This is a genomic window from Marinobacter halodurans (assembly GCF_004327985.1).
GTDB classification, from domain to species: Bacteria; Pseudomonadota; Gammaproteobacteria; order Pseudomonadales; family Oleiphilaceae; genus Marinobacter_A; species Marinobacter_A halodurans.
In genome coordinates, this window is record NZ_SJDL01000098.1 from 1 (window position 1) to 3,017 (window position 3,017).

The 3,017-nt window shown below is 68.3% G+C and carries 1 protein-coding gene; it reads right to left on the reverse strand.

Features of this window, described 5'->3' with window-relative positions; all coding sequences use genetic code 11:
• Window positions 1–3,017 (reverse strand): condensation domain-containing protein (locus EZI54_RS23405; RefSeq protein WP_242674580.1); only part of this gene is annotated, 3,017 nt, incomplete at both ends.

The window sequence follows — 3,017 nt, forward strand, 5'->3', positions numbered from 1 at the left end:
TGGCCTCCGGCCGTTCCGCTGCCTGGTCGGCGATCAGGGCGCTGACCGGGCGCGGATCCACCGCCGGATGCTCCGGCCGGTTCCACCGTTCCCAGACCTGCTGTTCGCTTTCCGTCAGCAAGGGCAGATCCGCCAGACGCTGCTGGCCATCCTGCGTCATCGCCGCCAACAGTTGTTCCAGTTGACCGGCCAACGCTTCGGCCCGTGCCGGCGAGACCTGGTCGTTGCGGTAATGCAGGTGCAGGATCAGGCCCTGCCCGGCTTCCACGGCCAGACTCAGCGGATAGTGGGTTTGCTCGCTGACCTGCAGGTTGCTGACCCGCACGCTCGCCGCATCGCTGCGCAGGGCGTCGTCGACCGGGAAGTTCTCGAACACCAGCAGGCTGTCGAACAGCTCCCGACCGGGCTGTCCCGCATACTGCTGGATCTGGTACAGCGGCGTGTGTTCGTGTTCCCGGAGCGCCAGGTTGTGGGCCTGGAGCTGGACCAGCCAGTCGGCCAGTCGCTGTTCCGGCGCGGGCGCCTGGACCACTGGCAGGGTGTTGATAAACAGGCCCAGTTGGCGATCCATCCCCGGGACCGACGCCGGCCGGCCCGAGACCGTGGCGCCGAACGCCACCTGGCGCTGGCCGGTGTAGCGTTGCAGGATCAGCGTCCAGGCAGCCTGGATCAGGGTGTTGAGCGTTACCTGCTGGTGCCGGGCAAAGGCCGCCAGGCGGTCGTGATCGAGAGCCAGCACGATATCCGCCAGCCTGGCGTCCGCGGCCGGTCGGCACTGGCTGTCCGCCAGCAGGGGGGCGATTCGCGTGGGTTCGGCGAGCGCCTGGAGCTGTTCACGCCAGAAGGTTTCCGTGGTCGCCGCATCGCGCCGGGCCAGCCACTGGAAATAGTCGCGGTAACGCGCCGGACTGGCCGGCCGGCCGCCCAGGGTCTCCCGCATGACCTCACTGAGCAGCGCCGCACTGCTCCAGCCATCCAGCAGGATGTGATGCAGTGTCCAGATCATCTGCCAGCGGTGCTCGCCCAACCGGACCAGTACCATCCGCATCAGCGGCGGCCGGCCCAGGTCGAAAGGCGCGGTCCTTTCCTGTTCGCACAGGACATCCAGGGTCGTGGAAGCCCGCGTACGCCAGTCCAGTTCCCGGATCGGCAGCGCCGCCTGGCGATGCACGAGCTGCACCGGGACGCCGGCACCCGGGGTATGGATAAACGCCGCCCGCAGGATCGGGTGACGCGCCATCGCCGACTGCCAGGCCGCCTTGAAGGCCGCCGCCGGCAAGTCGTCGAGCGTCACCGACACCTGGTTGACGTAGCACTCGGCGGCATCGCCCAGCTCACTGTGGAACAGCAGCCCCTGCTGCATCGGCGTCAGCGGCAGGATGTCGTCGACAGCGGACGGGGCCACCGGCAAGGCATCCAGCGCCGCCTGATCGAGTTCGACCAGCGGGAAATCCGATGGCGTGACGCCGGCGAACTCGCGGCAGGTGTCGACAACCGTTTCCAGGGCATCCTGCAGGTGCGCCATCAGGAGTCCGATGGTGTCGCCATCATGGCGCGCCCGGCTGTAGCTGCAGGTGAACGACAGCTGGCCGTCACGCACCTGGCCGTCCAGCGACAGCTCAAAGCCCAGGGGCGCATCGGCAGCGCGCATGGCACCTGGCGATTCCTGCGCCAGCACGAGACCGTCCGGGCCACCGTCATCCACCTGCCCCAGGTAATTGAAGAGCACCGCGCCGGACAGGTCCGGCAACGAGGTCTCGCCTTTCAGGTAACGCAGGACGCCGTAACCCAGCCCGCCACGCGGGACGCGGCGCAGGGTTTCCTTGGTGGCTGTAAGGTTGGCCATCGGGTCGCCGCCAGCGGACAGGCAGACGGGGTACAGACCGGTGAACCAGCCCACGGTGCGGCTCAGGTCCAGCCCTTCGACCAGCGGTTCGCGACCATGACCTTCCAGCGCAATGACCGACTCGGTCCGCCCGGTCCAGCGATAGAGCGCATCGCCCAGCGCCGTCAGGAGCAGGTCGTTGATCTGCGCGCGCCAGGCCCGCGGGGCTTCCGTGAGCAGTTCCCCGGTCACTTCGGCGGACAGGGCCATCGTCGCCCGGGCCAGGTGTTCCACGGTGTTGGCCCCGGAAGCCTTCACGCCCGGCAACGGCGCCGGCGCCGGCAGCGCCGACCAATAGGCGGCTTCCTCGGCCGCGACCGTCTCGTCCCAGACCGACGGGAGTTGATCCGCCCAGGCCTGGAAGGGTGTGCCCTTGGGTCCCAGGTCAACCGTTCCGCCCTGCCGGGCCTGCTCGTAGGCCCCCATCAGGTCGTCCAGCAAGACGCGCCAGGACACGCCGTCGATCCCCAGGTGATGGACCGCCAGCAGCAGGCGCTCGGAACCGTCGTCCAGTCGCGCATGCAGCCCCCGCAGCAGCGGCCCGCCTGACAGGTTGAGGCTCGCCTGCACGTTGTCGCACTCGGCGGACAGTTGGGCCGGATCGGTATCCACTGTCCACAGGATATCGTCATCCTCGCTCACGCCGGCGTAGGCCTGGTGCCACTCGCCGTCCTTCCGGGTAAAGCGCAGGCGCAACCCATCGTGGTGCCGGTAGATGGCCTGGAGCGCCTGCTCCAGCGCGTCGCCATCGAGCGGCTCGCCGGGCTTGAGCAGTAACGCCTGGTTCCAGTGATCCGGCTGCGCCATGGCCTGGTCGAAGAACCAGTGCTGGATCGGCGTCAACGGGAAGGGCCGTTCCAGCTCGACGGCATGGGATTGCGCCGATGCGAAAGTCGCCACGGCGGCCAGGTCCGCGACGGTCTGGTGCTCGAACAGTTGCCGGGGTGTCAGCTCGATCCCGGCCCGTTTTGCCTTGGCGATGATCCGCAGGCTCTGGATGGAATCGCCACCCAGCGCAAAGAAGTTGTCCTGTCGTCCGACCTGCTCGACACCCAACACCTCCTGCCACAGGGTGGCCAGGGTCCGTTCGGTGTCGGTCTGCGGTGCCTCGTAGTCGGCGGTCCCGATCTCC